We start from the raw sequence: 26,806 nt of genomic DNA, 5'->3' as shown, positions 1-26,806 counted from the left end.
ATACGTGCGCATAACGCTCAAACACGGACCGTACTGCAGTCAGCTGGCTGTTTTATTGCAGCCGCGAATTCGATCAAGCAACGGCAAAAGATAACGGCGGAACTGTGCTGGATTCTCACTCATCGGGAAGTGTCCAAGCTTCTCCATGATCGTCATGTCTGCCCCATTGATTCGAGCGGCGGTCGACCGAGTGCGCTCGGGCGAGCAGGAGTAATCATATTCGCCCGTGAGCAGGTAAACCGGACACTTGTCAGTATCGATTTTGCTGATCTTGTCACGAATATCACCGTCGATCATGTAGAAATGGAGATCGCCTTTAAATACACCAGGTCCACTCTGCATGTAATGCCATAGGGTTTCCCAGCGCTCTGACGCCGGACTTTGTGGGGCCACCAGTCCATATACGTAGCCCGCACACACTTCACCACCGTGAACATCCGCGTGATGCAGCCATTTTATGTCGTAGTAAGGGTCAACGTGACCTGAAGACTGCAGACCAATTACGGCGCGCAGTTCATCGGCATGCTCAAGCGCCAGGTTCAATACGACTCGACCGCCGATCGAGCAGCCCATGATCACGGGTTGATCCAGTTCGAGTGCGCCGCATAGCGTCATGATCATATCGGTGTAGGCTGGCGTCGTGAGCTTGTATTCTTCATTCTGCCACCCTTCAGGAGGCGATGATTTTCCGTGCCAGGGCATATCAAATACAACCACCCGGTAATGGCGCGTCACCTCGTCGTCGTTAAGCAGACCACGATACTGACGGCCATCTGACCCAGCGGTATGCAGGCAGACGAGGGGAATCCCTTCCCCTGATTCTTCGTAATACAGTCGATGATGTCGGCTACCGATTTCGAGGTGAAGGTAACGACCTGAAACAGCTTCTATCCACGGTTTCATGTTTTGTCGTCCAGTAAACGTGGCATCGCCAGCACCTCTTTGACGTAGATGAGGTTAGCCATGAAGGGCTTCAGGTTACCTTCGATCGTCATCTCACCGGTTTTTCTCAATGCGAACAAATCGTTATCTCCGGGAGCTGGTACCGATTTCCAGAACCTGCGCCACATGGCCTCCGAGCCGCGAATTGCAAAGGTCCACGAGGGCATCACAAATGGACCGGTCTCTACGCACTCAATCCGACCAGCCGCCACGTGGACCAGGTACTGAATTTCTCCCACCTCAACCAGAAACACATCATTCAGCCAGCGACCCCTTCGGATCAGTGCCTCATTGTTATTAACAAGTTCGGGTAGTTTCTCAATCATCGCTTTGTTCCTGCAAACAGCACTCAGTTCTAGATTATCGCCCTTTTCTCAGAACTACACCGGCACACCCTATGCATAAATTTCAATATCCACCGCAACTCACCACCCTCAACACCATGCTCATCGACGGCGTCCCAGTCGCGGCACGGTCCGGCGCCCAAATCGATGTTCGGGATCCGGCAACCAGTCAGGTCAACGGTTCACTGCCCCGCGCGCCAGTGCATCTGACGAAAATCATGCAGTGCAGTGCGCCGGACATACGATGAACGGAGCGTGGAGAAAGCTCGACCCCACCGCCCGAGCCCACATTTTGCACGAGATCGCCAGGCGTATTCGAAAGCGAGCTGCGCTCTCTACCCAGATAGAAACCATTGATGTCGGTAAACCTTTGTCGCAGGCAGAACGGGATGTTGGCCGTGCTGCACGGCTACTTTGATTACTACGCGGGAATGGCCCAGACTCGTCGAGTACCGGTAACCGCCCATTTGAGTAGGCAAGCATGACCCAACAAAAATACGATGTCTGCGTTGCGGGCGCCGGAAATGCGGCCCTGTGTGCGGCCATTGCCGCAGCCGAAAACGGTGCACGGGTACTGGTGCTTGAACGGGCGCCTGAGCCCGAAAATGGTGGCAACAGTCGCTTCACAGCGGGCGGTATTCGCTTTGCTTACAACGGTAGCGAAGATCTATTAGATATCTGCGACCTTAGCGAAGAAGAAATCAACAATTCTGAATTCGGCAGTTATAGTGAATCGCAGTTTTTCGACGACATGTTTCGTGTTACCGAGTTCCGCTGCGACCCCGATCTGGTGGAAGTTCTGGTAAAGAACAGCCTGGACACCGTACGCTGGCTACGCCACAAAGGCGTCAGGTTCATACCGATGTATGGCCGTCAGGCTTTCAAGGTCGACGGCAAATTCAGATTCTGGGGCGGCCTGACCGTCGAAGCCCGTGGGGGTGGGCCGGGACTGGTGGATATGGAAACTGCTATTGCTAAAGCCGCAGGCGTGGAGATCCGGTATGGCGCACGTGTTCTATCTCTTCGCCAGGACAATGGCACCGTCAATGGTCTGGTCGTCAGGCAGAACGGCATCAACGGCACGGTCAACTGTCGTGCCGTCGTCCTCGCAACCGGCGGCTTCCAAGCCAACCCCGAGATGCGCACACGCTATCTTGGGCCCCGATGGGACCTGGCCAAAGTGCGCGGTAGTCGCTTCAACACTGGGGCGGGCATACGCATGGCCTTAGACATCGGCGCTGCGCCCCGGGGCAACTGGTCCGGTTGTCACGCGGTCGCCTGGGACCTCAATGCTCCTGAATTCGGCGACCTGGCGGTAGGCGACATGTTCCAGAAACACTCTTATCCCTTCTCGCTGGTTGTAAACAATGAAGGCGAACGTTTTCTGGATGAGGGTGCGGATTTCAGGAACTATACCTATGCCAAATATGGTGGCCGTATCCTGGAACAGCCCGGGCAAACAGCGTGGCAGGTTTTCGATGCCAAAGTCACCCACTTGATGCGCGATGAGTATCGTATCCGACGGATTACACGTGTGGCGGCTGACAGTCTTGAGGAACTGGCGGACAGACTCAGCGAAGAGCAGGGTATGAATCGAGAAACATTCCTTCGGACCATCGCCGAATTCAATACAGCCGTTAAAGTCGACATCCCTTTTGATCCGACGGTTAAAGACGGGCGACGAACCGACGGACTGTTGATAAACAAGATGAACTGGGCGACCACGCTGGATACACCGCCTTATGAGGCCTTTGGCGTGACCTGTGGCATAACTTTCACATTCGGTGGACTGAGGATCACGCCGCAGGCGCAGGTTGTCGACGAAGACCTGATCCCTATCCCCGGTTTATTCGCCGCCGGTGAACTGGTAGGCGGGATTTTCTACCACAACTACCCCGGGGGTACGGGCCTACTCAACGGCGCCGTGTTCGGCAGGATTGCCGGTAATAACGCAGCTTCCGTCTGACACCTGCTTCTAATGGCAGCGGTAATCAGTGCTCACCGCCGGCCTTGAAGTTGTAGACGGCGCCTTCGCGTATACCAGAGGGCCACCGCGACGTCACCGTTTTCATCCGGGTGTAGAAGCGAACGCCCTCGGGCCCGTGAATATAGTGATCTCCAAACAGAGACCTTTTCCAGCCACCGAAACTGTGGAAGGCCAAGGGTACCGGTATGGGCACATTCACGCCCACCATGCCGATTCGCGCGCGATGCGTGAAATCACGGGCAGCGTCTCCGTCACGGGTAAATATCGCGGTGCCATTTCCGTATTCATGCTTGTTGACCAGGTCCAGGGCCTCTTCATAACTCCCCGCCCTGACAACAGACAGTACCGGACCAAATATTTCATCCGTATATATTTTCATCGCCGGCGTGACCTTGTCGAAAACCGTGGCACCGACAAAACAGCCGTTCTCGTATCCTCCAACTGAAATATCCCGGCCGTCGACGACCAGATCGGCACCTTCGTCGACACCCTGGTCGATGTAACCTTTTATGCGGTCGCGGGCATCGGGTGTGATCACCGGGCCCATCTCTACGTCGGACTGATCATAGGCACCGACTTTCAGGGCCTCAATTCGTGGCTTGAGCTGCTTCATCAGCCGATCTGCCGTGTCATCACCTACAGTTACTACCACAGATACCGCCATACAACGCTCGCCAGCGGAACCGTAGGCGGCACCCATCACAGCATCGACCGCCTGGCCCATGTCGGCGTCGGGCATCACCACCATGTGGTTTTTTGCACCACACAATGCCTGAACCCGTTTACCATTTTCGCATCCGGTCTGGTAAATGTACTCCCCCACTGCTGTCGAACCGACGAAACTCACCGCTTGCACGGTCGGACTGGTCAACAACGCATCTACCGCGATTTTGTCGCCGTTAACCACGTTCAGAACACCATCTGGCAGACCGGCTTCACTCAGCAATTCGGCCATGCGCAAAGAACAGGACGGGTCACGCTCAGAGGGCTTGAGCACAAATGTGTTGCCACAGGCAATCGCAACGGGAAACATCCACATAGGCACCATCGCAGGAAAATTGAACGGCGTAATGCCTGCACACACCCCTACCGGCTGACGCATGCTCCAGCTGTCGACACCAGCGGCAACACCCTCGGAATACTCTCCTTTGAGTAGTTGCGGTATACCACAGGCAAACTCAACCACCTCCAGCCCGCGGGTAATCGAACCCTTCGCATCATCCAGCGTCTTGCCATGTTCCTCGGACACAATTAGGGCTAATTCGTCCATGTGTCGGTGGAGCAATTCCCGGTAAGCGTAGAGCACTTGCGCCCGACGACCCGGTGGGGTTTCAGCCCAGTCTGGTAATGCGTTTGCAGCATTTTCAACGGCTGACTGGACTTCCTCCACTGAGGCCAGGGGCACCTGTTTGGCGACTTCGCCCAGGGCAGGGTTATACACATCTCCAAAACGCCCGCTGGTGCCCGCTATCTGCTTACCCCCAACGAAATGATTCAGTGTAATCTTGACTTTAGCGTCCATGTTTTTCTCTTTCCTCCGATAACCACCACTGAGGATAATGCTCAGTTGCACTCCATCTGGTCCTGGTTCCTACACCCTGAATTGTGGTCTTTCGGCCGTTCGAGGACAAGCATTCCTTGTTCGACTGCCCACTACAGTGCACAATTCTGATCATGCTAACATCGCGGCCCGCATTAAGAATAGATCAGGTCGCCGCTTAAGGAGTCGCACCCATGGTTTCCAATCCCAACAGTAACCGAAAATCTGACATCGCGTACACCCTGCATCCCTATACCAACCTTGCAGCACATGAGGAACAGGGCCCACTGGTCATTACCCGAGGTGACGGTATCTACGTCTGGGATGACAACGACAACCAGTATCTGGAGGGATTGGCCGGTCTGTGGTGTGTGTCACTGGGATTCTCCGAGAGCCGGCTGGCTGATGCAGCAGCCCGACAGTTCGCCGTTCTGCCCTATTCCCATACCTTTGCCCACCGCTCCACCGAACCGGTGATTGAACTCTCCGAACGGCTGATATCGATCGCACCCAGCGACATGGTCCGCGCGTTTTTCCTCAATTCAGGCTCAGAAGCGATCGATTCAGCGATTAAATTTGCCTGGTACTACAACAATGGCCGCGGCCTTAGGGACAAAAAGAAAATTATCTCGAGGCTTCGCGGATACCATGGGGTGACAGTCGCTAGCGGCAGCCTGACTGCAATCCCCTTGATGCAGAATGATTTTGATCTTCCGCTTGATCGAATGAAGCAGACCGACACGCCCAATTTCTATCGCTTTGGAGAAACAGGCGAAAGCGAGGAGGCCTTCTCCACTCGGCTCGCCAACAGTCTGGAACAGCTCATACTGCAGGAAGGACCTGAAACCGTAGCGGCTTTTGTTGCTGAACCAATCATGGGTGCAGGCGGCGTAATCCTGCCACCGGCCACCTATTTCCCAAAAATCCAGGTGGTGCTTAACAAGTACGACATACTGATGGTTGCCGACGAGGTTATCTGCGGGTTCGGTCGAACCGGCAAAATGTGGGGATGTGATACCTACGATATCCGACCTGACATGGTCACCTGCGCCAAACAACTGTCATCCGGATATCTTCCAATTTCAGCCCTGATGATCTCTGAGAAGATCTACGATGTAATAAAGGAACAAAGCCGTAAGCATGGCGCATTCGGCATGGGCTATACCTATGGGGGGCACCCGGTTTCCTGTGCCGTTGCAATCGAGACACTCAAGATCTACGAAGAGCGAGACATGATCGGTCATGTTCAGTCCGTGGCCCCCCATTTTCTAGAGCGACTCAGTGAGCTCTCGGACAGTTCCATCGTTGGTGAAGCTCGAGGTGTTGGACTGATTGCAGCTTTGGAACTGGTGTCCGACAAGTCGAGCCGAGCACAGTTCTCGCCTGAAGCAAAGGCCGCACCTGCCCTGGCAGCCAGTGCCCTGGCCAGGGGCCTGGTCGTCCGCGCCCTGCCGGGAGATGTGATCGGCATTTGCCCACCACTCATTATTGAAAACACGCAAGTCGATGAACTGTTCGACAAACTTGCAGCGGCTGTCACTGAAACCGAGGGGTTTTTACGAAAAGCCGCCTGACGGGTACCCACAAATGCCCGGTTGCCATTTCATGCCCGGCCGTTGGATTGTACTTGTGCTATGTTGTCTGGTTTCTCCGGCCATGGCGGTAACATCACTGGATGCCTTTGTTACCCGCTCAATTGAGAACGGAGTTCCCGTCCCGTCTCTGAGCGGCGAATTCAACTGCGCTGACAAAATTTTTTCCGTGATTGACATCGAAGGATTGCGCAATGGTGAACATACCCTCAACGTTGACTGGATCGACCCTTCCGGAACACGGCGGGAGCAGACCACCCATACCTTTCATAGAGCAGGCAGTATTCGCATCACAGTGTGGCTGAAACTGCATCCGCCTGCGGGTGCGGCTCTCTTGAGCGCCTTTAATCCGGCTTTGGGCATGGGCGAATTTATCGGTCGATGGGAAATCAGGATGCGCGTCGATCAGTCTCCGGTAACCCGGAAGTGGTTCTCAGTCTTGTGCTGAACTGCACTAACCGGGCCGTGCCGATATTCGCTGCCTGTTTGACCCTGATCATGGGAATCGTCCTGTCATCGACAGGCAACCGTGCGCATGCTGACCAGAGCGACGTATCTTTCAACACAATTGCTGCCGGGCACGATAAGTGGTCCAGAATAACTCTCGATACAGCAGATCGGATTGACCGATTCTTCTCTAACGAAATAATTGACGACGAAGGCCAGGAAACACGCCTTCGTGTATACGTCAAAATGCGAGCTGATGGAAATGACGATGAACAGTTCTCAGTGGGTATTCGCGGTAAACTTTCGCTGCCCAGGACCGAACATCGATTACAGATCATTTTCGGCCAGGACGATGATTCGACGGCTTCAGTCAATACCGAGGATCAGAACATCAGCCTTCGGATCAGGCCGCCCGGTACGGATCCGATGCGGCAGCTGCGCTTTGATGTTGGTTTCCGCAAAAGAGCCGGTAGTTACCAGTTGTTCGGGCGCGCACGACATCGCCTGACTTTCGACAGGGACAGCCGCTGGGTTCCCAGCGTCACGAACTCAATACACTATTTCACTAAAGCCAAAACTGAATACCGGGGTCAAATTACATTTGACTGGCCTTTGTCGACCAGGTTTTTTTTCCGGCCCACAACCCAGATTCGCTGGTACCAGAACAACACCGACAAATGCAATGACGGTATATGCATCGATCAGTACTTCACGCTCTATGAGAGACTCAGACAGCGAACCAGACACGCCATAGCGTATGGTGCGGAGTTCTTCTACCGAAACAAACCGGGAGAACTGAATGATGTTGTTCTAAAGGCAAAATACCGCAGGACAACCGGTCGGGACTGGTTGTTCTGGGAGATCGAACCGGCTGTGCGCTTTCCCGCTGTCGATGATCACGATATGACCTATCGCATTACATTCAAACTTGAAGGTGTTTTTGGTTACAACGATACTGCCGACATCAACCAGGGGTTCATCCCCACTTCAACCCTGCGAAGGCGTCCAGCTAAGCCCTAGATCGCCGCATCAGCCAATGGTGCGCACCGCTTCACACATATTCGACAACTTTGAGCGAGCCAACTCCCGACTCAAGAGCCCCAGCCCGCAATCCGGTGCAGCCAGCAGGCGATCCGCATCGATGTGTTCCAACGCAGACACCAGTCGATCTCTGATTTCGCCCACTGATTCCACTTTACTTTTGGCAACTGCAATCACACCCAGGATGACATGGGTCTGGTTGAACCGATCCAGCAGCGATAAGTCATTGTGGCGATGTGCATCCTCAAAGGACACCGCCATGATAGACGAGTATTCGATAGCATCTGCCAGCTTGTTGTAGCTGTCCAGATCTGCCTTAGGATAATCCGGATTGTCTAACCGATCCGGGTAGCCGCAGCACATATGCACCGTACGGATGACATTCTTGGGACATCGGTGGAAGGTACGTTCCAGGTTTTCGAAACCATAATCCAGTGCAGCGGCGGGTTTTCGCGCAAATAGCGGTTCGTCAACCTGAATGTTCGAGCACCCGGCTTCTGCGAGAGCGATCACTTCGCGATTCAACGCATCCGCCAGCTTGGCACCAAGTCGCTCGGCGTTATCGTAGTACGCATCGGCGGTGGTATCGGTGATGGTCATTGGTCCGGGAATTGTGATTTTGATCGGCCTGTCGGTACAACCCTGAGCGCGTTTCCAGTCCCGCACCAGAAAAATATTTCGCGCACTGACCGGTCCATTGACGGTTGGTAATCGAGCACTGTAAGCGCCGTTCCTCAGAGAGACCTCAGTCAGAACTCCAAAATCAATACCCTTGATATGCCGGCAGTGGTAATGGATATAGTTCTCGCGTGGGACCTCACCGTCGGTCGGAATATCAATCCCCGCTTCAATCTGGTCTGCAATGACTTCCTGGACACCTCTACTGATGATGCTCTCCGCATCATCACCAAGCGCATTCATAGCGTCTGACCAACGTTCTGTCGGGTCCGTGGCATCTGGGCCGTCAGGGTGGTTGAACCAGTCCGGAAGGTCTACGTAATCCGGTTTTGGGTAGGCACCGATACAGGTGGTCTTGACCACAGCAATACCTCTCCTCTACTGGGCGAGCCAGGCGTTGACAAATTTATTACGGTATTCGGTTCGCACGTCAGCGTACCATTGAGGCTCCCTTGGCCACGGCCACAGATTAAATAGAGAATTCCCTGGATAGACTGATGAAAATATCTTACTGTGGTTAAGACTGCTAAAGCGATCAGCACCAAGCACGGCGGAGTTGTAGCCATGACTCCCCCAATCACTGTCACCACCACCATCGATTGACTTGCCTGCCGGCTCCGGTGTGAAACAGTAGTCGATAAATGCATAAACCGAATCAAGATCGTCGGCTGCGGCTGAGAGGGACATTCCATCGATCCATGCCAGTGATCCTTCTATTGGAGCTCGGTACTGAACCGGGGCGCCGTTCTGCATCAAGGTAATCGGTGGACCTTCCCAAGTCTGACCAACAACCAAACCTCCGCCCATTAAACCGTTCCTCTGGGTATCAGCATTGTTCCAAAATAGTTTGACCTGAGTTTTGTTCTTAATACAGAAATCAGTCACAACCGCCCAGGTCTTGCGCATTATCGCTTCATCGGCATATGCCTTGCGCATGGCACCAGCGTCCAGGACACCGGTTGTCTCCAAGTATAAGCCTGCACCGAGCATACCCGAATGTGGACTCATCATGGTTTTTCCTTCCATATCCGGTTGCCAGATATCCCCATAACTGGGAATCTCGCCATCTCGCGGTGGCATCCATTTGTCCGTGCGCCAGGCCACACCTTCTGTGCCCCAGATAAGCGGCAACCAGTAGGAACCGTTTCCACCAAAATTCCATTCCTGGTCACCCACCACCAGCATCGCCGGGTTTACATTGTTGAGGTTTTTAATCCGACTACGATCAAATGGTTGTAACAAACCTAGAGGCTCCCACTGCAGAGATCGCATATTGGTGGGGCTACAGATATCAAAACCCCGACCGTTAGTGGATTTCATTTTGTATAGAATTTCTTCATTCGAACCGATTGGCGTGTGGTTAACGTTTATACCAGTCTTGTCCTTGAAGGATTCCAGAAATCCCAGTGTAAGGTAATCTGACCACATCAGCACATTGAGTGTTCCTGATGCCGCTAAAACTTCTGGGCGAATAATCCAAGGAAACGTAACTGCTGCACAGCTTGTAACTGAGACGGTCCTTATGAACTGGCGGCGATTGGTAGCCTTCTCTCTTGCACTTGTGTTTTGCTTATCCATCCTTTGCCCCTTCTAGCTTTAATCATCTTAACAATTGAAGCCGCAAGCGGAGTAAGAACTATCTCATATCTCTGCTAATTAACCCTACTGCCAGCAACTCCAGATCATCAATATTCCAAGAGTGTCTGACGCAGAATTTCACACATACGGTCTATATGTTTAGGCTCGGCGATAAGCGGTGGAGCCAGCAGGCCTGCATCCCCGGTCATTTTGATGTGCAGCCCGTTACGATAAAGCCGTTTCTGGAAGTCCAGTCCTCGGACGCCTGCGCCACCTTCAGGCGATATATCGATGCCGGCGAAGAGCCCGTAACCGCGGATGTCGGTGATGATCTGCAGGTCGCTTAAGGCATACACCTGATCCAGAAAATACGGCGAAAGCGCCTTGGCGCGTGCAACCAGATCCTCTTTTTCGAACAGGTCCATGGTGGCAAGCCCAGCCGCGCAGGCTGCCGGGTGTGCTGAATAGGTATACCCGTGGAAGAATTCCACAGCACCTTCCGGTGCCGCCTCCAGAATTGTCGAATGAACTTTGTCACTTACAGCCACGGCCCCCATAGGCTGGGCAGCATTGGTCATCGCCTTCGCCATGGTCATCACGTCAGGGGTGACACCAAATGCCTGGGCGGCAAACGGTGCACCCAGTCGACCGAATCCACAAATGACCTCGTCGAAAATCAACAGAATCCCGTGCGTATCGCAAATTTCACGCAAACGTTCCAGGTACCCCTTTGGTGGCACCAAGCAACCGGTCGATCCCGCAATCGGCTCAACAATACAGGCCGCGATCGTGTCCGGCCCGTAGTTCATTGCCGCTCGTTCGAGATCATCCGCCAACTCAATCCCAGTCTCCGGCTGTCCCCGGACAAACCGGTTCTCGGGCAACCAGGTGTGGCGCATATGCACCACCCCGGGGATGCCGGGGCCGAAGGCTTGCCGATTCTTGATCATGCCACTCAACGACACACCCGCCATGTTGACGCCGTGGTAGGCTCGTTCCCGGGACACGAATCGCTGGCGCTGTCCTTGTCCGCGGGCATAGTGGTAGGCATAGGCAATTTTCATGGCCGTATCGACCGATTCCGAACCGGAATTGACGAAGAAAATATGATCCAGGCCAACCGGTGTCATCTGTGACACCCGTCGGGCAAGTTCAAACGCTAAGGGTTGACTCAGCTGAAAGGGAGGTACGTAGGCGGCCTCTTTCAACTGGCTATAAACCGCCTCGGCAATCTCCGGCCGACTGTGGCCGGCGGCGCAGCAGAATAGGCCTGATGAGCCATCAAGTATGCGTTCTCCTTCGTGGCTGTACATATACACTCCTTCTGCACGCACCACGAGTCGGGGATCAGCCTTAAAATCCCGGTTTGATGTAAACGGCATCCAGTAGTTTTCAAGAAACTCGAGATCGTATTTCATAGTTGGCCTCGCCTGTTGACCGTACTGCTATAGTCCACAAATAGTTTGATGCGACTCAAAACATTCTGACATAGAGAGAAAGTCTATGCTGATCGGAATTCCAAAAGAAATCAAGAATCATGAATACCGAGTAGGCCTCGCACCTGCCAGTGTGCGAGAGGTGATAGCGCATGGTCATGACGTCCAGGTCCAGGAAAATGCCGGAGAAGGTATCGGCGCAACAGATGATGATTATCGTTCTGTTGGGGCAGCCGTCATTGATGACCCATCTCGGATCTTCGGCGAAGCCGACATGATTGTAAAAGTGAAGGAACCGCTGGAACCGGAACGCAAACTACTTCGTGAAGAACAGGTGCTGTTCACATACCTTCATCTCGCACCAGACCCTGAGCAGACCTCTGATCTGGTTGATTCTGGCGCTGTATGTATAGCTTACGAAACGGTGACCTCTCCGTCGGGAGGTCTGCCGCTGCTCGCACCCATGTCGAAAGTTGCCGGGCGTATGGCTATTCAGGCAGGTGCCCACTGCCTGGAAAACCCACATGGTGGACGAGGCATGCTCCTGGGCGGTGTGCCCGGCGTTGATCCGGCCAAAGTCGTGATTCTGGGGGCAGGCGTGGTTGGGACCCACGCTACTCACATCGCGGTGGGTATGGGTGCGGACGTCTGGGTTATCGACCGCAATCCAGATGTGCTCGAGTCGCACTGGCAACAGTTTGGCCGCTCGACTAATTCGGTCTTCTCGACTCGGGACGCCGTTGAACACCACGTACAGGAGGCTGATCTTGTCATCGGCGGCGTACTGATCCCGGGTGCGGCTGCCCCAAAGCTGGTTACGGCGGCCATGGTCCGCGGCATGAAAACAGGCTCAGTGATTGTGGACGTTGCAATTGATCAGGGCGGATGTTGTGAAACATCCAGGCCGACAACCCATGCTGAACCGACTTACGTGGTCGACGGCGTGGTTCATTACTGTGTCGCCAATATGCCAGGTGGTGTACCGCGAACCTCAACCTACGCACTCAACAATGTCACCCTCCCCCATGTTCTGAAACTGGCCGATGCCGGTTATCGTCAGGCGCTCAGGGATGATTCGCATCTTCGAAACGGACTTAACGTCCATGGCGGGAAAATCACCTGTCAGGAAGTAGCTCGTGCTCTCGGCTATGATTTCACCGATCCAGTGGATGCCCTTAAACACTGAAGATTAGACCTGCCAACAAAAGAACGGCCAACTTTACTTAATTGTTAGACATTTGGAGATAAACATGAAGATGACCACCGAAGAAGCATTTGTAAAAGTCCTGCAAATGCATGGCATTGAACATGCCTTCGGCATCATCGGTTCGGCGATGATGCCGATATCGGATCTGTTTCCGGCTGCCGGAATTAAGTTCTGGGACTGTGCGCATGAATGTAACGCCGGCATGAGTGCTGACGGATATACGCGGGCCACTGGAAAAATGAGTATGGCGATTGCACAAAATGGCCCCGGGATCACAAATTTTGTGACGCCCATTATTACCGCATACTGGAACCATTCGCCGTTGCTGCTTGTAACGCCTCAGGCCGCCAACAAGACCATAGAGCAAGGCGGTTTTCAGGAAGTAAAACAGATGGCCGTGTTCGAGAACATGGTCTGCTACCAGGAGGAAGTACGCGAACCTTCCCGTATTGCCGAAGTCCTGAATCGGGTGATTGAGAAAGCACGTCGCGAATCTGCACCTGCTCAGATCAATGTCCCACGAGACTACTGGACTCATGAGATCGATATTGAACTGCCACAGATTATTCGTATGGAACGCTCACCGGGTGGAAAGAACGCCATCGCAGAAGCAGCGAAACTTCTATCCGATGCCCAATTTCCGGTAGTTCTAAATGGTGCGGGAGTAGTTCTCAGCGGCGCAATCGAGTCCTCCAGGGCACTGGCGGAAAAACTTGACTCGCCAGTATGCTGTAACTACCAGCACAACGATGCCTTCTATGGTTCTCACCCGCTTTTTGTCGGTCCGCTGGGTTATAACGGCTCAAAAGCCGCTATGGAACTCATATCCAGGGCCGATGTCGTACTGGCACTGGGCACTCGCCTCAACCCTTTCTCAACACTGCCGTGCTACGGAATCGATTACTGGCCAGCAAACGCCCGCATCATTCAGGTGGACATCAATGCAGACCGCATCGGGCTGACCAAAAAAGTAGACGTTGCGATCCAGGGTGATGCCCGTCGGGTTGCCGATCAGATCTACGAACAACTCTCAGACAACGCAGGGGACACAGATCGTGATGCACGCCGCGAACTGATCGCCCAGTCCAAATCAGGCTGGCAGGAAGAACTGGCATCCATGGTTCATGAAGATGATGATCCAGGCACCAATTGGAACCAGCATTCACGTGATCGTGAACCGAACTGCATGTCCCCCCGCGAAGCCTGGCGCGCCATTATGGCGGCACTTCCCAAAGAAGCAATTATCTCTTCTGATATTGGGAACAACTGTGCGATTGGAAATGCCTACCCAACTTTCGAACAAGGTCGTAAATACCTGGCACCCGGTTTGTTTGGTCCATGTGGGTATGGCTTTCCGTCGATACTCGGGGCAAAAATTGGCTGTCCGGATGTGCCTGTTGTTGGCTTTGCCGGGGATGGTGCCTTTGGCATTTCGATGAACGAAATGACCGCCTGCGGGCGTAATGAATGGCCACCAATCACTATGGTCGTTTTCCGCAATTACCAGTGGGGTGCTGAAAAACGAAATACCATCCTCTGGTATAACGATAACTTCGTTGGTACCGAGTTGAACGTCGGCGTGGAGTACGCCAAGGTCGCCGAGGCGTGCGGCTTGAAAGGAGTGAAGGTCCGAGACATGAAAGAGTTGACCGACGCCCTGAGAACTGCCATCCAAGAACAGATGAATAACAACACAACTACGTTTATCGAGGTTGTTCTAAATCAGGAACTGGGCGAACCCTTCCGACGAGACGCCATGAAAGCGCCGGTTGCAGTCGCCGGAATCGATGCGGCTGACATGAAACCGCAACAGATCAGCTAGGCACAACTGTCCGCGGCTGACCGGGTAGGCGCCCGTTCAGCCGCTCCTCGTGCGCAGGTTTGCGTGACTCCCGCCCGACTCAGGCCACGCGGCGATACAGGATCAGTGCACCACCAAGAAACAGCAGCGTCGGCAACGTTGCACCGATAAACGGGTGTACGCCGTAAACAAGTACGATATACCCCAACGCTTTGTTCAAGACGTAAAACCCCAACCCAACCATGATTCCCAGGAAGAGGTTCCGCCCAAGACTACCGGCACGAATACTGCTGAATACAAAAGGTACAGCGAGTATCAGCATCACAGCCGTCGACAGCGGCAAAACCACTTTACCCCAATAGGCCAACTCGTATGCCCTGGTGTCCTGAGCGTTTAATTTCAGGTGCTCGATATACCTCTTGAGTTGCCACAGGGGCAGCTGTCCAGACTGCACCAAGAAAACTGACATCATCCCTGGCGTCACTTCTGTTACCCAGGCTGACTGAATAACATGGTGGACGTCAGCACGGCCTTTCTCATCAATGATCGTCTGCCTTACATCGTTCAGCTGCCAACGATCTTGGTTGTAGTGGCCGCTACGCGCATAGGTCAGCGATACCAGTCGATCACGGTCCTTGCGATCAAACTCAAAAATCTTGATCCGCAACAGACTGAGATCAGGCAACACTTCAGCAACATTGACAAATGTGCTCTTGTCACGCATCCACAGACCAGAGCTGTGTTTCTGCTCGATATTGCGTTCCAGCGCTTCGATCCGACCGCGCTGCGCCAGCGTCTCAGTGAACGGGCTCACGAGTTCACCTATCACCACAGCCAGGAGCACAAAGATTGCGCCCACTTTAAGGACTGAACCTGTAATCTGGCCGAGTGAAATACCACTGGCTCTCATGACGGTCAGTTCGGAATGTCGCGCCAATACTGAAAGTCCAAGGATCGTCCCTACCAGGCCAGCCATCGGAAAGATGTCATAGATAATCCGTGGCGTGGTGAGCAAGACAAACCGCAGTGCATCAAGCAAACCATACGACCCTGACCCCAAGTCAGACAGCTGGTCGATAAAATTCAGAAAAACAAATATCCCGGCCAGAACCGCTATAACCAGTAACGACTGTTGAACAATAGTGCGGCCGATATAAATGTCGATCAGTTTCACCAGCTCATGACCCGGCAGGAGATCGTTTCAGGCTCAGCAGAGGCCGGTTGGCTGTCCTGCACCAGAAAAGGTAAATCGCCACCACTGCGAACACCAGGTGCAGTGTCCAAAGGCCAATGGTGGGAGACAGCGTCGTGCTTTTACGGATTGTGGCTACGGCAAGGCCGGCTACATTGGTGTAACAGAAATAGATCGCTAGCGCCGCTATGATTGCCGGCAATCGACCCCGACCGGGGCTGATATGACCAAGCCCCAACGCAAACAGAATCATAACGGGCAAAACAACAACCTTTGAGAGTCGCCAATGCAGTTCCGACCGAGCCAATGCACCGTAGCCTACTAGACCGTATTGCTGCCACAGTTCCTGGTTGCGCCGACCCCGCAATGGGACTGGCGGCTCTGGCACCAGGTCAGACAACAGCCGAATCGCATAAGACTCAAATTCAATCACCCGATACGCTGGGTCACCCGGCACGCCTTCATAGCGAACGCCATTCTCCAGAACCAGAAAACGACCAGCGGAGTTGCTGTCCTGCTCCTGCCGTGCAGTCGCAGCCACGACGACCCCGTCCTGAGTCGCATCAGACCCATAAATAAATACATGTTCATACACCGACAGGTCGTTGTCTGCTGTCTCCACAAAATAAACCCCCCGGCCGTTTCGTGTTTCTGTAAACACACCTGCCATAATGCCGCTGACCTCTTTGCCTGTACGGAATTCGTGCTCAATTGCTCCCCCGACACGAACCGCCAGTGGCGACAGATAAAACGAAAATCCGCCTACGACCAGAGCCGACACCATCAGCAAAAAAGCAGCTGGTTTGAGCAGATGGCCAGGGCTGTACCCGGACGCTGCCATAATGACGGTTTCATTGTCGCGGCTCCAGCGATCCAGAACCATCAGGATAGCCACAAAGACCATCAGTGGGAGAATAACATCCATGTAAGTCATTACTTTAAGCAACAACAGCAAAAAGATGCTGTCTACGGGAATCATGCCTTCTGCTGCCTGGCGGAGGAAACCGAGCGCCCGAACAACAATAAAGATCATCAGCATAACCAGCGTAACAGCAACACTGGTCAGCAATACTTCCCGGACAAACGCCCGTCTAAGAATCATTTGTAGAATTGCAACCTTCTTTTGACAGAATCGTGATTAAACCACCACAATACTGCTTCATTCTATGAAAATGGCAAGTGCCATTGCTACTGCCGCTGATCTATCACAGGAGCCCCATGAAAATTAATCTCACCAGCGCTGACCCTACAAGCCTCAAAACCGACTGTCTGGTTGTCGGGATTCTAGACGATGGGAAACTGACAGCAAGTGCCAAAAAAGCCGATAAGTCGATGGGCGGCATCATCCAGCGTCTGGTCGACGACGGCGATATCAAAGGCACCAGCGGCTCAATTCTGATGATTCCGTGCCATCCCAATGGACCGGCTCGGCGCGTGCTTACCGTAGGTTTGGGCAAAGCCCACGAATCCGGTGTTGCCGAATACAAACAAGCCGTGGACAGTGCAGCCACTGCACTCGCACGGTTACCCATACGCAACGCCACGGTGACCTTGGCCGAAACTGAAGTTGCTGACCGGGATGTCAGTGAGCGCCTGCGGCTCCTCGCCTCCGCAGTGTGCGATTCCACTTACCAGTTCGATCAAACTAAAAGCACGAAAGAGAGCAAACGCCCTCTCGCTCGTGTCACATTTTCTGTCGGTTCAAGAGCAGTTTCGGCGCGGGCCCGGCGAGCCATCCGCGAAAGTCAGGCGATTTCAAATGGTGTAAAACTGGCCCGAGATCTCAGCAACCTGCCCGGCAATATCTGCACACCGAGTTACCTGGCCGCCCAGGCACGAAAACTGCAGCGAAGCCATGGATTGAAGGTTACTGTTCTAGACGAGAAACGCATGGAAAAGCTCAAAATGGGATCCCTGCTGTCGGTCTCCCAGGGCAGTCGACAACCCGCGAAGTTCATCATCATAGAACACCGGGGTGCCGCACAAAGTGAACGCCCGGTGGTTCTGGTTGGAAAGGGACTTACATTTGACGCCGGCGGTATTTCGCTTAAACCTGCAGCCGGCATGCAAGAAATGAAATACGATATGTGTGGCGGTGCCAGTGTATTCGGCGCCTTAAGTGCAGTTGCCGAACTTGACCTGCCACTTAATGTGATAGGGATCGTGCCCAGTAGCGAGAATCTACCCGATGGCGCCGCCAACAAACCCGGTGATATCGTCACCAGTATGTCCGGTAAGACCATTGAGATACTCAATACGGATGCGGAAGGCAGGCTCATATTGTGTGATGCGCTTACCTATGCGGAGCGCTATAAACCCGATGCAATTGTTGATATTGCCACCCTAACCGGTGCTTGTGTGATCGCCCTGGGTCACCCGGCAAGCGGCGTATTCAGCAATGACGACACTCTCGCCGATCAACTGCTCGATGCGGGTGAGCAAACGCGTGACCGCGCCTGGCGATTGCCGTTGTGGGATGAATATCATGAACAACTTAAGAGTGGATTTGCCGACATGGCGAATGTCGGTGGTCGAGGAGCCGGTGCCGTCACTGCCGCCTGTTTTCTATCGCGTTTTGCTGAAAAGATGAAGTGGGCCCACATGGACATCGCCGGCAGCGCCTGGAAGACGAACACCAAGACTGGGGCAACGGGTCGACCAGTACCCCTGCTGACGCAGTTCCTGATTAATCGATCGACAAATTAAACCATGATCTGATGACTGCAGTGCGTATAGATTTTTATGTTCTCGAAGCAGATGCAACTGATGGGCGCTTAAGGCTCGCATGCAAAATCATCGATCGTGCCTATCGCAGCGGACATACGGCCTATCTGTGGGCTCGTGATGACCATGAAACCGACCTACTCGATGACCTGTTATGGACGTTCTCACAAAACAGCTTTGTCCCGCATAGTCGAAACAGTCACAATTCTGATCTCACCACCCCGGTGCATATTGGCCATCACCCGCCCCAATCGGGATCTGCGGAGGTCGTGGTGTCTGTAGCTGACCGACCGGTTGAAGATTATTCCAATTTTCTGAGAATCGCCGAAGTTGTTGGTTTTGGTGAAGCCGAAAAACAGTCCGGTCGGTCCCGATTCAAGTTCTATCGGGATCAGGGGCTGGAACTTGAAACCCATCGGATCACTCTTTGATCGAAGATTCGAGACAAAGACAACATGACATCAAAAAGCCAGGAAAACGAACTGATTCGCGAGCTAAAAGAACTCGGTCGACTGCTTGGTCCCGAAACAGAGACAGCCCAGGACGAGGCTACAACATCTGATCAGATCCAGCCGGACACCGACGAAATCCAGGCAATAACCGAATTGGTAGCACCGGTGTCCGATGCAGATGAGGATATGGATTCTCCTGAGACGGTTGATATGTTCAGCAATGAGTCACTTGTTGATGACCTTGCTATGGCAAGTAAGCCCGAGATCGCAGAATCGTCGCACGATGCTTTAACCTGCACCGAGCCCTCCCCTCCCAGGGATCGTGCTTCGCAACAATCTTCTTCACCCATAGCCCAGGTTCCCGCATCTGCCGCGTCCCTTGAAGCCGGCATGAGTCGTGAATCCATCGCCGAACTTTCGCGTGAACTTATCGATACGGTTGAGAAAACTATTTCCCGCAGGTCCGGCGAACCTCTGGATGAAGCCTTGCGCGAAAAACTGTTGTCAGACGTTTCTCAGCAGCTATCTGCATGGCTTGAGAACGACTGACCGGCCAACTTTGGGACTAGCGCCCGTTGGACTACAGGTCTTTGCCCTATAATTCGCCGGTTTTCACACGCGATTCCGTAAAGACGAAGATCTTGGTATGACAAACAATGTCTGACGTCGAATTAAGCAAGAACTTTGATCCCCACAGCATGGAAACCATGCTTTACCAGGAGTGGGAAGCCGAGGGCTGTTTCGCACCGACCGGTATCGGTGATGCCTATTGCATCGCGATACCGCCGCCAAACGTTACCGGCAGCCTGCACATGGGTCATGCGTTTCAAGACACTATCATGGATGCTCTGATCCGCTATCACCGGATGAGAGGCAGAAACACCCTATGGCAGGCCGGTACCGACCATGCCGGTATCGCGACCCAGATGGTGGTCGAACGACAGCTGGAGATCGAGGGTGTATCGCGACACGATCTGGGTCGCGAACAGTTTATTGACAGAGTCTGGCAGTGGAAACGTGAGTCTGGCGGTACGATCAGCCGACAACTCCGACGAATGGCCGCGTCTTTAGACTGGAGTCGGGAACGATTCACGATGGACGATGCTCTGTCACACGCCGTGCGTCAGGTGTTCGTACAGCTTTACGAAGAAGATCTGATTTACCGTGGCAAACGGCTGGTTAACTGGGATCCAGTGTTACACACCGCACTTTCTGATCTGGAAGTAATCTCGGAAGAAGAGCAGGGGTACTTATGGCACATTCGTTACCCTCTGTCCGACAGCTCTGGACACCTGGTGGTTGCGACCACTCGGCCCGAAACGATGTTGGGTGACACGGCCGTGGCAGTACATCCCGAAGACGAACGTTACCGCGATCTTATTGGTAGTCAGGTGCGATTACCGCTGGTAGACCGGATGATTCCGATCATTGCGGATGATTATGTGGACCCCGCTTTTGGAACCGGCTGTCTCAAGATCACACCCGGTCACGACTTCAACGACTACGACGTCGGTCAGCGTCACGGTCTGCCGGTGATCAACGTACTCACGCCTGATGCAGCCATCGATCTGGAAGAATCCGATTACCACGGTCTGGATCGTTACGACGCTCGCAAGCAGGTTGTCTCAGATCTCGAAAAGCGGGGCCTGATCGAAAAAATCGAAGACCACACACTGATGGTGCCACGCGGTGATCGATCTGGAGCCGTCGTAGAGCCCTATCTAACTGATCAGTGGTACGTCCGCACCAAGCCTCTGGCTGAACCGGCTATTGAAGCCGTTAAGGACGGCCGAATCCGGTTTGTACCGGACAATTGGAGCCGGACCTACTACGAGTGGATGAATAACATTGAAGACTGGTGCATCTCGCGGCAGATCTGGTGGGGCCACCGAATTCCGGCATGGTATGACGACGACGGCAACATCTTTGTCGCCCAGGACGAATCATCCGCGCTCGAAAAGGCAGAATCGTTTCACGGCAGAAAAGCCTCACTGCATCAGGATGAAGATGTTCTGGATACCTGGTTTTCCTCGGCACTTTGGCCATTTTCTACCCTGGGCTGGCCCGACGATACCGCAGCGATGAAAGCGTTTTATCCCACCAGTGTTCTGGTCACAGGTTTTGACATCATCTTCTTCTGGGTGGCCAGAATGATCATGTTTGGTCTGAAATTTACGGGGTCTGTTCCTTTCCATGATGTGTACGTTCATGGTCTGGTACGCGATGCCGACGGTCAGAAAATGTCGAAGTCTAAAGGCAACGTGCTTGACCCCCTGGATCTGATCGATGGTATTACGCTTCCGGCACTGATAGAGAAACGAATTTCAGGACTGATGCAGCCACAGATGGCCAAGCGCATCACTGACGATACACGCAGACAGTTCCCCGAAGGCATCCCATCGTATGGAACCGATGCTCTGCGCTTTACTTTCGCCAGCCTCGCAACCCAGGGCCGGGATATCCGCTTTGATCTAGGTCGGATAGAGGGACATCGCAACTTCTGCAATAAACTCTGGAATGCCACACGGTTCGTATTGATAAACACCGAACCTCTGGAGACCACCCCAGGTGCAACAGGTCAGCTTGGACCAGCAGAACGTTGGGTCATCTCCCGATTGCAGCAGGTGGCAGGTGATGTCAGTCACTCTGTATCACAGTACCGTTTTGACCAGGTGGCACAAACGCTCCACAGCTTTGTCTGGGACGAATTCTGCAGCTGGTACCTTGAGATAGCCAAGATTGAACTCGGCGACGACAGCCTGTCAGCAGATCGCAAACTCGGGGTCATGGAAACCCTTGTCCAGGTCCTGGACGCCTCCCTCCGATTGCTGCACCCTATCATGCCGTTTATTACCGATACCCTGTGGCGCCGTATCGCCCGTCGCGTCGGGGCTGACGGGCCGACGATCATGACCCAACCATACCCGGTTGAACAAACAGAGCTGATAGACCAGGGATCGATCGACAGTCTGCAATGGGTACAGTCGGTAGTCTCGGCGGTACGAAATATTCGGGGCGAGATCAATATAGATCCGCGGCGCCCACTGCCCACTCTGCTCCGAGGTGGAGACAGTACCGACGCAGAACGTTCTTCGACATTTAACAGGCTGATCGTGGAACTGGCGCGTTTGGCATCTCTAGATTATGTCACTGAAGATTCACAGATTCCGGAATGCGCTACGGCCGTGGTCGGGACACTGACCGTTCTGGTGCCCATGGGCGCTGTTATCGATCGCGAAGCAGAGCTGGAACGACTCAGTCGTGAAATCCGAAAATTGAACGAGGACCTGGCACGCACGCAGGGCAAGTTGTCCAACCCGAATTTCGTGGACAAGGCACCAGTTGACATCGTGTCCAAGGAACGAGAACGTCTGGAATCCACTCGTAGTGCAATTGCACAACTTCAAGCTCAGCAGAACCGTGTAGAACAGTTGTCCTCCTAGATGCCCAGCCTGGTTACAGCAGCGCTGACCATCGCCACAGCTGCGGTCTCGGTTCGCAAGACGGATTTAGCCAGTGTCACGGGTACAATATCGGCGTCGCTTAGCAGTTCCCATTCGCCGGGACTGAATCCCCCTTCGGGTCCAACCAGCAGAATCAACTCATCGAACCCCACCTTTTGAACTGCAGTGACATTTCCACCCCGGGGATCTGCAAGCCAGGTTACACGCCCAGCCTTGCCACCCGTATTAAACATCTCTGGCAGTTGTTTTGGCTGATGGAGACGGGGAACCCAGGGACGCCGACTCTGCTTGCAGGCCTCAAGGCATGTTTTCTGCCAACGAGCCGCTGAACGGACACTGAATTTCGCGACACTGTGTTCACACAATAGTGGTGTGAAATCAGTCATGCCAATCTGGGTGGCCATATCCAGCATCACTACCTGACGATCACCCTTCGGCAGAGCCGCCGCCAGATGTACACGCACTCGGCCCTCGATATGGTAAGCATAAGCGGTCAACTCAAGCGCGACCCGGGCTCGTCGCTCACTGATATCCACGATCTTCGCTGTTGCTGTTGTCCCAAGTCCGTTGAAAACGACGATTTCACTGCCAATCCTCAACCGACGCGACCGGGCCAGGTGCCTCGATTCATCTGCGGCGAGTACCGCAGATCCCGGTCTGGCATCCAGCTTGGGCAGATAAAACCAAGGCAACTTCTTCATCTTTTGCCGGTAAGGTATATATCGTATCGAACCACCCTACCGCTTACCGTCAGGTCAGGAACACACCCTAAGGCAGGCGCATAACGAGACCGCTTAACCACTACTCGTTGGCGTGCATAGATGCATGCAAGGTTCCACAATTCATCAGCATCACGGTCATCACCCACCAATCCACGGAGCAGTGTCGCCTCTTTACGTGCAGCCGCAGAGTTAATTGTTTTCTGCGGGAACATAGGATCAAGGTAGATTACATCGGAGCGTGGTAATTGTTCGATAGCGACGCGGCTGTCTGCACAAATGAAGCGGATACTTTTTCGAAGTGCTTCAGCAGTAGGTTGATTCAGCTCTGCGATCAAAAGTTCGGCCAGTACTGGCGATCGCTCTATACCCGTCACTCGCCTATCCAGGCTGGCTAAATGAAAAGCGTCTCGACCGAAACCGGCAGTAGCATCGATTATTGTCTTATTGGTTCGGCCTATGGCGCGCGCCAGAAGATCACGACCACGACTGGGGCGTCGCAAGTGTGAACACATCACCTGGACTGGAAGTGTACGAACCTGTCTAAGATCACGGATAGCCAGGCGCTCTACAGAAACTTCAAGGACGAACCGCTGATCAGCATCAACCTGCGTAACCAGAGGCAGATCTAGTCGTTCGGCGATCTCGGTTGCCCGAATAATCGCCTGATCCTGCACTGGCTGTACGACGGTATTGCTCATTGGCTTCCGATCGGTCTGGACTTTGACAGCAGTGGGCTCTTAAGCTACAAACTCTATCAACTCAATTTCGATAAACAGGGAATATGGACTATGGGATTCCTGAATGGCAAACGGACACTGATTACCGGTCTCGCCAGCAACCGGTCTATAGCCTGGGGTATTGCCCAGGCTATGCGCCGGGAAGGCGCAGAACTGGCTTTGACCTATCAGAATGAAAAACTCAAACCCAGAGTTGACAAGTTTGCCCAGTCTTTAGGCAGTACAGTGGTGCTGCCCTGTGATGTCGGGACCGACAGTCAGATCGACTCTCTTTTTGATCAATTGGCGGAGCACTGGGACGCTCTCGATATTCTGGTGCACTCGATCGCATTTGCGCCTAGAGAGGAACTCGAGGGACTGTATCTTGATGCTGTCACACGGGAAGGCTTCAACACGGCTCACGAAATCAGTTCTTACAGTTTCGCTGCCCTGGCGCGTGCGGCCCAGCTTATGATGTCCGGACGCAACGGGGCCCTGCTTACGTTGACCTACATCGGCTCCCAACGTTCGATGCCGGGCTACAACGTGATGGGATTAGCAAAAGCGAGTCTTGAAGCCAATGTACGCTACCTGGCTCAGTCTCTGGGCAGTCAGGGAATCCGGGTCAACGGTATCTCGGCCGGCCCCATCCGGACGCTGGCCGCATCAGGTATCAAAGGGTTCCGTAAAATGATGAGGTTCTATGACGATACAGCGCCGTTGGGTCGCGGTGTCACAATCGACGAAGTCGGTAACGCTGCTGCCTTCCTGTGTTCAGATCTGGCCTCCGGTATCACCGGCGAAATCACCTATGTAGACGGTGGATTTAATACAGTAGGCATCAGCCCACGTCACGCTGATCTTTAGAGTGACTCTTCGTTGATCTGAACTTCTGCTGCTTTACGCAGCCCCTGACGCCAGCCGATCACCATTTCCTCACCCCGTCGCGACAACAAGACTTTCTCAACTCCCAGTCGATCTTCTGCTGAGGCTTTTGCGGGGTCGCCGAATTCGACATGCTCGAGTCGATAGATCGCGTATCGTGCTGTGCTAATTCGCTCGCCACCATAAACAATCTGTCCGAATAACGGCACAATTGCCGCATAGACCGCACGTGCCACGACTTGTTCAAGTGGTTCAACAATGGCCTCAGTTGTGTCGGGAAGGCGGACACGGGCCAGCTTGTGCGCCATGAGCAGTTCGTCCCAGTCCGCGCCGGATTTCAGGCGCGCCACCAGATCTTCACCGACTTTATCCATTCTGTCAGATGCTGCCGTTGCGCTAAGCATTTTTTTTAGCGCTGGCCTGGCCTCATTCAGATCAAGCTGTCGGCGAACTCGATAGTCAACTTTGCGGATGGCAACGAGGTTATCCTGATCGATTTCTATCAATTCACTGTTCAGACCATCAGTCAAAACCTCGTTACCGAACGCAGCGTCCCGAACCTCCTGAAATGCAGCAATGCCGGTACCAGCATCCTGGGTAAACCACTCACTGCGTATTACCTTTAGGCTCAGCTGATCAGCAGCAGGCTCCAGGGAATCGGGCTGTTCAAATACTATGCTGCCAAGGATTTCGGCTAATTCATTAAACCGCTCCTCCGCACGGAGATGGCGGACTTCGGCCTCGATTTCATCTCGGACCTGGTCAATGGACTGAACTCTGGTTTTGGTAATCCTGTCCAGGCGAATCACATGAAACCCGTATTGCGTTCTCACCGGCTCACTGATCTCACCTTCTCCCATCGCGAAAACAGCGTCTTCGAACGGTTTGACCATGGTGCCTGGTCTGATCACGCCAAGTTCACCACCGCGTTTTGCAGAACCTGTATCGTCCGAATTGACTTCGGCCAGACTGGCAAATGACTCACCGCTACGGGCGCGTACAATAATTTCTGCTGCCCTCTGGCGGACCTGATCAATCTGCGCATCCGCAGCATCGGCACTGACTGACAGCAATATGTGGCTGGCGCTGCGACTGCCAGGTTGCAAATAACGATCGGAATTGTCCTCAAACATCCGCAAGATGTCTGACTCATCAACATTCAATCTTCTGCCCAGATCTTCCACTGACAACTTCAGGTAGTCCACCTGAATAGCGGCAGGCTCAAAGTACGCATCTGAGTTTGCCCGATACTCTTTTTCAATAGCCCATTCAGACACTTTTATATCATCTAGAAAATTATTGAGCTCTAGCGTGGTATAGGACGCTGTACGGCGCTGACCCAGAAGTTTCCATGCTTTATCGATCGAGTTCGCGCTGACAATGGCTGACTGCCCAAGTCCCCGAACCAGTTGGTCGACCAAACCCTGCTGCCGCTGATAATTCTCGTAACTCGGAATGGTCATTCCAGCGTTCTGAACAAGAAGTTCGTATCGGTCACGGTCAAACTGACCGTCTGTATGAAAAACTGCAGTATTCTGTATGAGTGCTGCCAGTTGTGCATCACTGATTCGGAATCCGCTGGCATGAAGGGTCTCGTTCTGTAAGGTGGTATCGATGAGTTCCTCTACGACCTGGCGTTTGAAGGCGGTACTGCTGAATAGTTCAGCGTCAATGTTTCGCCCCATCATCTGGACCAATCGGCGACGGCGATCACTCATTGCCTGTTGATACATTTGCTGATTGATTTCGATCTTGTCAGCAGTCGCAACAATAATCTCGGATACTCCTTCGAAATAGGACCCGACTCCCCACACCGCGAAGACAAGGATAATGACACCGGCGACGGTCCAACCTATGACGCCGGATGCTCTTTCTCGAATTTTAATCAGCATTGTTGTTGTTTCTCACCCTTGTTTAGGCACCAAAACCGAAAGTCTTCCTGTTCCCAGGCAGCAGTTCCGCTGCCCTATTGTATTAGGTAGGCGCGATCAAGTTAAATCCTCAGTGGTCCGCAGTGTGTAGAAACCACCAGGCGCCCACAGAAATTCTGTGCGCGCC

Annotated in this window: 24 protein-coding genes; 13 read left to right on the top strand and 11 right to left on the bottom strand. The window is 53.5% G+C overall.

The window, feature by feature from the left end:
- Positions 1-39: 39 nt before the first annotated feature.
- Both MK323_01935 and MK323_01930 read right to left on the bottom strand, forming a co-directional pair.
- Entirely contained in the window at positions 40-903 is an 864-nt protein-coding gene (locus MK323_01935) for an alpha/beta hydrolase (GenBank protein MCH2480918.1), read from the bottom strand.
- Positions 900-1,268 (bottom strand): hypothetical protein, encoded by a 369-nt coding sequence (locus MK323_01930; GenBank protein ID MCH2480917.1) that lies wholly within the window; start codon positions 1,266-1,268, stop codon positions 900-902. Before MK323_01930 ends, MK323_01935 begins: the two co-directional genes overlap by 4 nt.
- 71 nt (positions 1,269-1,339) lie before the next feature.
- Here MK323_01930 and MK323_01925 point away from each other — a divergent pair, with 71 nt between their 5' ends.
- From MK323_01925 to tcuA, 3 genes are all read left to right on the top strand, one after another.
- The gene (locus MK323_01925; GenBank protein MCH2480916.1) at positions 1,340-1,534 is read left to right on the top strand and encodes a hypothetical protein; all 195 of its coding nucleotides are present in this window, start codon (positions 1,340-1,342) and stop codon (positions 1,532-1,534) included.
- Positions 1,531-1,704, top strand: a complete 174-nt coding sequence (locus tag MK323_01920; protein ID MCH2480915.1) for an aldehyde dehydrogenase family protein — start codon at positions 1,531-1,533, stop codon at positions 1,702-1,704. Before MK323_01925 ends, MK323_01920 begins: the two co-directional genes overlap by 4 nt.
- Positions 1,705-1,767: 63 nt before the next feature.
- The gene (gene tcuA, locus MK323_01915; protein MCH2480914.1) at positions 1,768-3,252 is read left to right on the top strand and encodes an FAD-dependent tricarballylate dehydrogenase TcuA; all 1,485 of its coding nucleotides are present in this window, start codon (positions 1,768-1,770) and stop codon (positions 3,250-3,252) included.
- 25 nt (positions 3,253-3,277) lie between these two features.
- Here tcuA and MK323_01910 read toward each other — a convergent pair whose 3' ends face one another.
- Positions 3,278-4,795 carry a CoA-acylating methylmalonate-semialdehyde dehydrogenase gene (locus MK323_01910; GenBank protein MCH2480913.1) on the bottom strand — a complete coding sequence of 506 codons (1,518 nt, stop codon included), beginning with the start codon at positions 4,793-4,795 and terminating at the stop codon, positions 3,278-3,280.
- A 212-nt stretch (positions 4,796-5,007) separates the two neighbouring features.
- Here MK323_01910 and MK323_01905 point away from each other — a divergent pair, with 212 nt between their 5' ends.
- The 3 genes from MK323_01905 to MK323_01895 all read left to right on the top strand — a co-directional run bounded on the left by MK323_01905 (position 5,008) and on the right by MK323_01895 (position 7,872).
- A complete protein-coding gene (locus MK323_01905; GenBank protein MCH2480912.1) occupies positions 5,008-6,387 on the top strand; it encodes an aspartate aminotransferase family protein in 1,380 nt (459 codons plus the stop codon).
- Positions 6,388-6,469: 82 nt separating this feature from the next.
- Complete coding sequence (locus MK323_01900) at positions 6,470-6,853, top strand: hypothetical protein (GenBank protein MCH2480911.1); 384 nt, start codon at positions 6,470-6,472, stop codon at positions 6,851-6,853.
- Positions 6,787-7,872: a hypothetical protein gene (locus tag MK323_01895; GenBank protein ID MCH2480910.1), complete on the top strand. Its 1,086-nt coding sequence runs from the start codon at positions 6,787-6,789 to the stop codon at positions 7,870-7,872. The genes MK323_01900 and MK323_01895 overlap by 67 nt, the downstream gene beginning before the upstream one ends.
- 9 nt (positions 7,873-7,881) lie before the next feature.
- Here the strand turns inward: MK323_01895 and MK323_01890 are convergent, their stop codons facing one another.
- The 3 genes from MK323_01890 to MK323_01880 form a co-directional block, all read right to left on the bottom strand.
- Positions 7,882-8,934, bottom strand: coding sequence for a cobalamin-independent methionine synthase II family protein (locus MK323_01890; protein ID MCH2480909.1), 1,053 nt, complete (start codon positions 8,932-8,934; stop codon positions 7,882-7,884).
- 15 nt (positions 8,935-8,949) lie between these two features.
- Positions 8,950-9,999 carry an extracellular solute-binding protein gene (locus MK323_01885; GenBank protein ID MCH2480908.1) on the bottom strand — a complete coding sequence of 350 codons (1,050 nt, stop codon included), beginning with the start codon at positions 9,997-9,999 and terminating at the stop codon, positions 8,950-8,952.
- A 257-nt stretch (positions 10,000-10,256) separates the two neighbouring features.
- The gene (locus tag MK323_01880) at positions 10,257-11,567 is read right to left on the bottom strand and encodes an aminotransferase class III-fold pyridoxal phosphate-dependent enzyme (protein MCH2480907.1); all 1,311 of its coding nucleotides are present in this window, start codon (positions 11,565-11,567) and stop codon (positions 10,257-10,259) included.
- A gap of 85 nt (positions 11,568-11,652) precedes the next feature.
- On the opposite strand from MK323_01880, the gene ald reads away from it, so the two are divergent.
- Positions 11,653-12,771, top strand: a complete 1,119-nt coding sequence (ald, locus tag MK323_01875) for an alanine dehydrogenase (protein MCH2480906.1) — start codon at positions 11,653-11,655, stop codon at positions 12,769-12,771.
- A 64-nt stretch (positions 12,772-12,835) separates the two neighbouring features.
- Entirely contained in the window at positions 12,836-14,614 is a 1,779-nt protein-coding gene (gene xsc / locus MK323_01870) for a sulfoacetaldehyde acetyltransferase (protein MCH2480905.1), read from the top strand.
- Positions 14,615-14,693: 79 nt separating this feature from the next.
- Here the strand turns inward: xsc and lptG are convergent, their stop codons facing one another.
- Both lptG and lptF read right to left on the bottom strand, forming a co-directional pair.
- Entirely contained in the window at positions 14,694-15,767 is a 1,074-nt protein-coding gene (lptG, locus tag MK323_01865; GenBank protein ID MCH2480904.1) for an LPS export ABC transporter permease LptG, read from the bottom strand.
- 4 nt (positions 15,768-15,771) lie between these two features.
- Entirely contained in the window at positions 15,772-16,887 is a 1,116-nt protein-coding gene (lptF, locus tag MK323_01860) for an LPS export ABC transporter permease LptF (protein MCH2480903.1), read from the bottom strand.
- A gap of 116 nt (positions 16,888-17,003) precedes the next feature.
- On the opposite strand from lptF, the gene MK323_01855 reads away from it, so the two are divergent.
- The 4 genes from MK323_01855 (at position 17,004) to MK323_01840 (ending at position 22,404) form a co-directional block, all read left to right on the top strand.
- Positions 17,004-18,491, top strand: coding sequence for a leucyl aminopeptidase (locus MK323_01855; protein MCH2480902.1), 1,488 nt, complete (start codon positions 17,004-17,006; stop codon positions 18,489-18,491).
- Positions 18,492-18,502: 11 nt separating this feature from the next.
- Entirely contained in the window at positions 18,503-18,940 is a 438-nt protein-coding gene (locus MK323_01850; protein ID MCH2480901.1) for a DNA polymerase III subunit chi, read from the top strand.
- Positions 18,941-18,964: 24 nt separating this feature from the next.
- Positions 18,965-19,510 carry a hypothetical protein gene (locus MK323_01845; GenBank protein MCH2480900.1) on the top strand — a complete coding sequence of 182 codons (546 nt, stop codon included), beginning with the start codon at positions 18,965-18,967 and terminating at the stop codon, positions 19,508-19,510.
- 107 nt (positions 19,511-19,617) lie between these two features.
- The gene (locus MK323_01840) at positions 19,618-22,404 is read left to right on the top strand and encodes a valine--tRNA ligase (protein ID MCH2480899.1); all 2,787 of its coding nucleotides are present in this window, start codon (positions 19,618-19,620) and stop codon (positions 22,402-22,404) included.
- On the opposite strand, the gene MK323_01835 is transcribed toward MK323_01840, so the two are convergent.
- Together MK323_01835 and MK323_01830 are read right to left on the bottom strand one after the other, a co-directional pair.
- A complete protein-coding gene (locus MK323_01835; protein MCH2480898.1) occupies positions 22,401-23,126 on the bottom strand; it encodes a 16S rRNA (uracil(1498)-N(3))-methyltransferase in 726 nt (241 codons plus the stop codon). The genes MK323_01840 and MK323_01835 overlap by 4 nt on opposite strands.
- Positions 23,123-23,845: a class I SAM-dependent methyltransferase gene (locus MK323_01830; GenBank protein ID MCH2480897.1), complete on the bottom strand. Its 723-nt coding sequence runs from the start codon at positions 23,843-23,845 to the stop codon at positions 23,123-23,125. The genes MK323_01835 and MK323_01830 overlap by 4 nt, the downstream gene beginning before the upstream one ends.
- A 90-nt stretch (positions 23,846-23,935) precedes the next feature.
- On the opposite strand from MK323_01830, the gene MK323_01825 reads away from it, so the two are divergent.
- The gene (locus tag MK323_01825; GenBank protein ID MCH2480896.1) at positions 23,936-24,730 is read left to right on the top strand and encodes an enoyl-ACP reductase; all 795 of its coding nucleotides are present in this window, start codon (positions 23,936-23,938) and stop codon (positions 24,728-24,730) included.
- Here MK323_01825 and MK323_01820 read toward each other — a convergent pair.
- The gene (locus MK323_01820) at positions 24,727-26,640 is read right to left on the bottom strand and encodes a SurA N-terminal domain-containing protein (protein MCH2480895.1); all 1,914 of its coding nucleotides are present in this window, start codon (positions 26,638-26,640) and stop codon (positions 24,727-24,729) included. The two genes, MK323_01825 and MK323_01820, sit on opposite strands and share 4 nt — an antisense overlap.
- Positions 26,641-26,806 lie beyond the last annotated feature (166 nt).

The sequence above is a fragment of the Gammaproteobacteria bacterium genome (assembly GCA_022450155.1).
Lineage (GTDB): Bacteria > Pseudomonadota > Gammaproteobacteria > Arenicellales > UBA868 > REDSEA-S09-B13.
Note: the sequence above shows the minus strand (reverse complement) of the source record. Positions and strands in the feature narration are given on the sequence as shown.

Coding starts and splice junctions, on each gene's coding strand:
- lptF (MCH2480903.1), bottom strand. CDS start 16,887: ATGATTCTTAGACGGGCGTTTGTCCGGGAAGTATTGCTGACCAGTGTT.
- MK323_01880 (MCH2480907.1), bottom strand. CDS start 11,567: ATGAAATACGATCTCGAGTTTCTTGAAAACTACTGGATGCCGTTTACA.
- MK323_01925 (MCH2480916.1), top strand. CDS start 1,340: ATGCATAAATTTCAATATCCACCGCAACTCACCACCCTCAACACCATG.
- MK323_01845 (MCH2480900.1), top strand. CDS start 18,965: ATGACATCAAAAAGCCAGGAAAACGAACTGATTCGCGAGCTAAAAGAA.
- MK323_01855 (MCH2480902.1), top strand. CDS start 17,004: ATGAAAATTAATCTCACCAGCGCTGACCCTACAAGCCTCAAAACCGAC.
- MK323_01885 (MCH2480908.1), bottom strand. CDS start 9,999: ATGTGGTCAGATTACCTTACACTGGGATTTCTGGAATCCTTCAAGGAC.
- MK323_01910 (MCH2480913.1), bottom strand. CDS start 4,795: ATGGACGCTAAAGTCAAGATTACACTGAATCATTTCGTTGGGGGTAAG.
- xsc (MCH2480905.1), top strand. CDS start 12,836: ATGAAGATGACCACCGAAGAAGCATTTGTAAAAGTCCTGCAAATGCAT.
- ald (MCH2480906.1), top strand. CDS start 11,653: ATGCTGATCGGAATTCCAAAAGAAATCAAGAATCATGAATACCGAGTA.
- MK323_01830 (MCH2480897.1), bottom strand. CDS start 23,845: ATGAGCAATACCGTCGTACAGCCAGTGCAGGATCAGGCGATTATTCGG.
- MK323_01820 (MCH2480895.1), bottom strand. CDS start 26,640: ATGCTGATTAAAATTCGAGAAAGAGCATCCGGCGTCATAGGTTGGACC.
- MK323_01825 (MCH2480896.1), top strand. CDS start 23,936: ATGGGATTCCTGAATGGCAAACGGACACTGATTACCGGTCTCGCCAGC.
- MK323_01935 (MCH2480918.1), bottom strand. CDS start 903: ATGAAACCGTGGATAGAAGCTGTTTCAGGTCGTTACCTTCACCTCGAA.
- MK323_01850 (MCH2480901.1), top strand. CDS start 18,503: ATGACTGCAGTGCGTATAGATTTTTATGTTCTCGAAGCAGATGCAACT.
- MK323_01895 (MCH2480910.1), top strand. CDS start 6,787: ATGGGAAATCAGGATGCGCGTCGATCAGTCTCCGGTAACCCGGAAGTG.
- MK323_01840 (MCH2480899.1), top strand. CDS start 19,618: ATGTCTGACGTCGAATTAAGCAAGAACTTTGATCCCCACAGCATGGAA.
- MK323_01835 (MCH2480898.1), bottom strand. CDS start 23,126: ATGAAGAAGTTGCCTTGGTTTTATCTGCCCAAGCTGGATGCCAGACCG.
- MK323_01930 (MCH2480917.1), bottom strand. CDS start 1,268: ATGATTGAGAAACTACCCGAACTTGTTAATAACAATGAGGCACTGATC.
- tcuA (MCH2480914.1), top strand. CDS start 1,768: ATGACCCAACAAAAATACGATGTCTGCGTTGCGGGCGCCGGAAATGCG.
- MK323_01920 (MCH2480915.1), top strand. CDS start 1,531: ATGAACGGAGCGTGGAGAAAGCTCGACCCCACCGCCCGAGCCCACATT.
- MK323_01905 (MCH2480912.1), top strand. CDS start 5,008: ATGGTTTCCAATCCCAACAGTAACCGAAAATCTGACATCGCGTACACC.
- MK323_01900 (MCH2480911.1), top strand. CDS start 6,470: ATGGCGGTAACATCACTGGATGCCTTTGTTACCCGCTCAATTGAGAAC.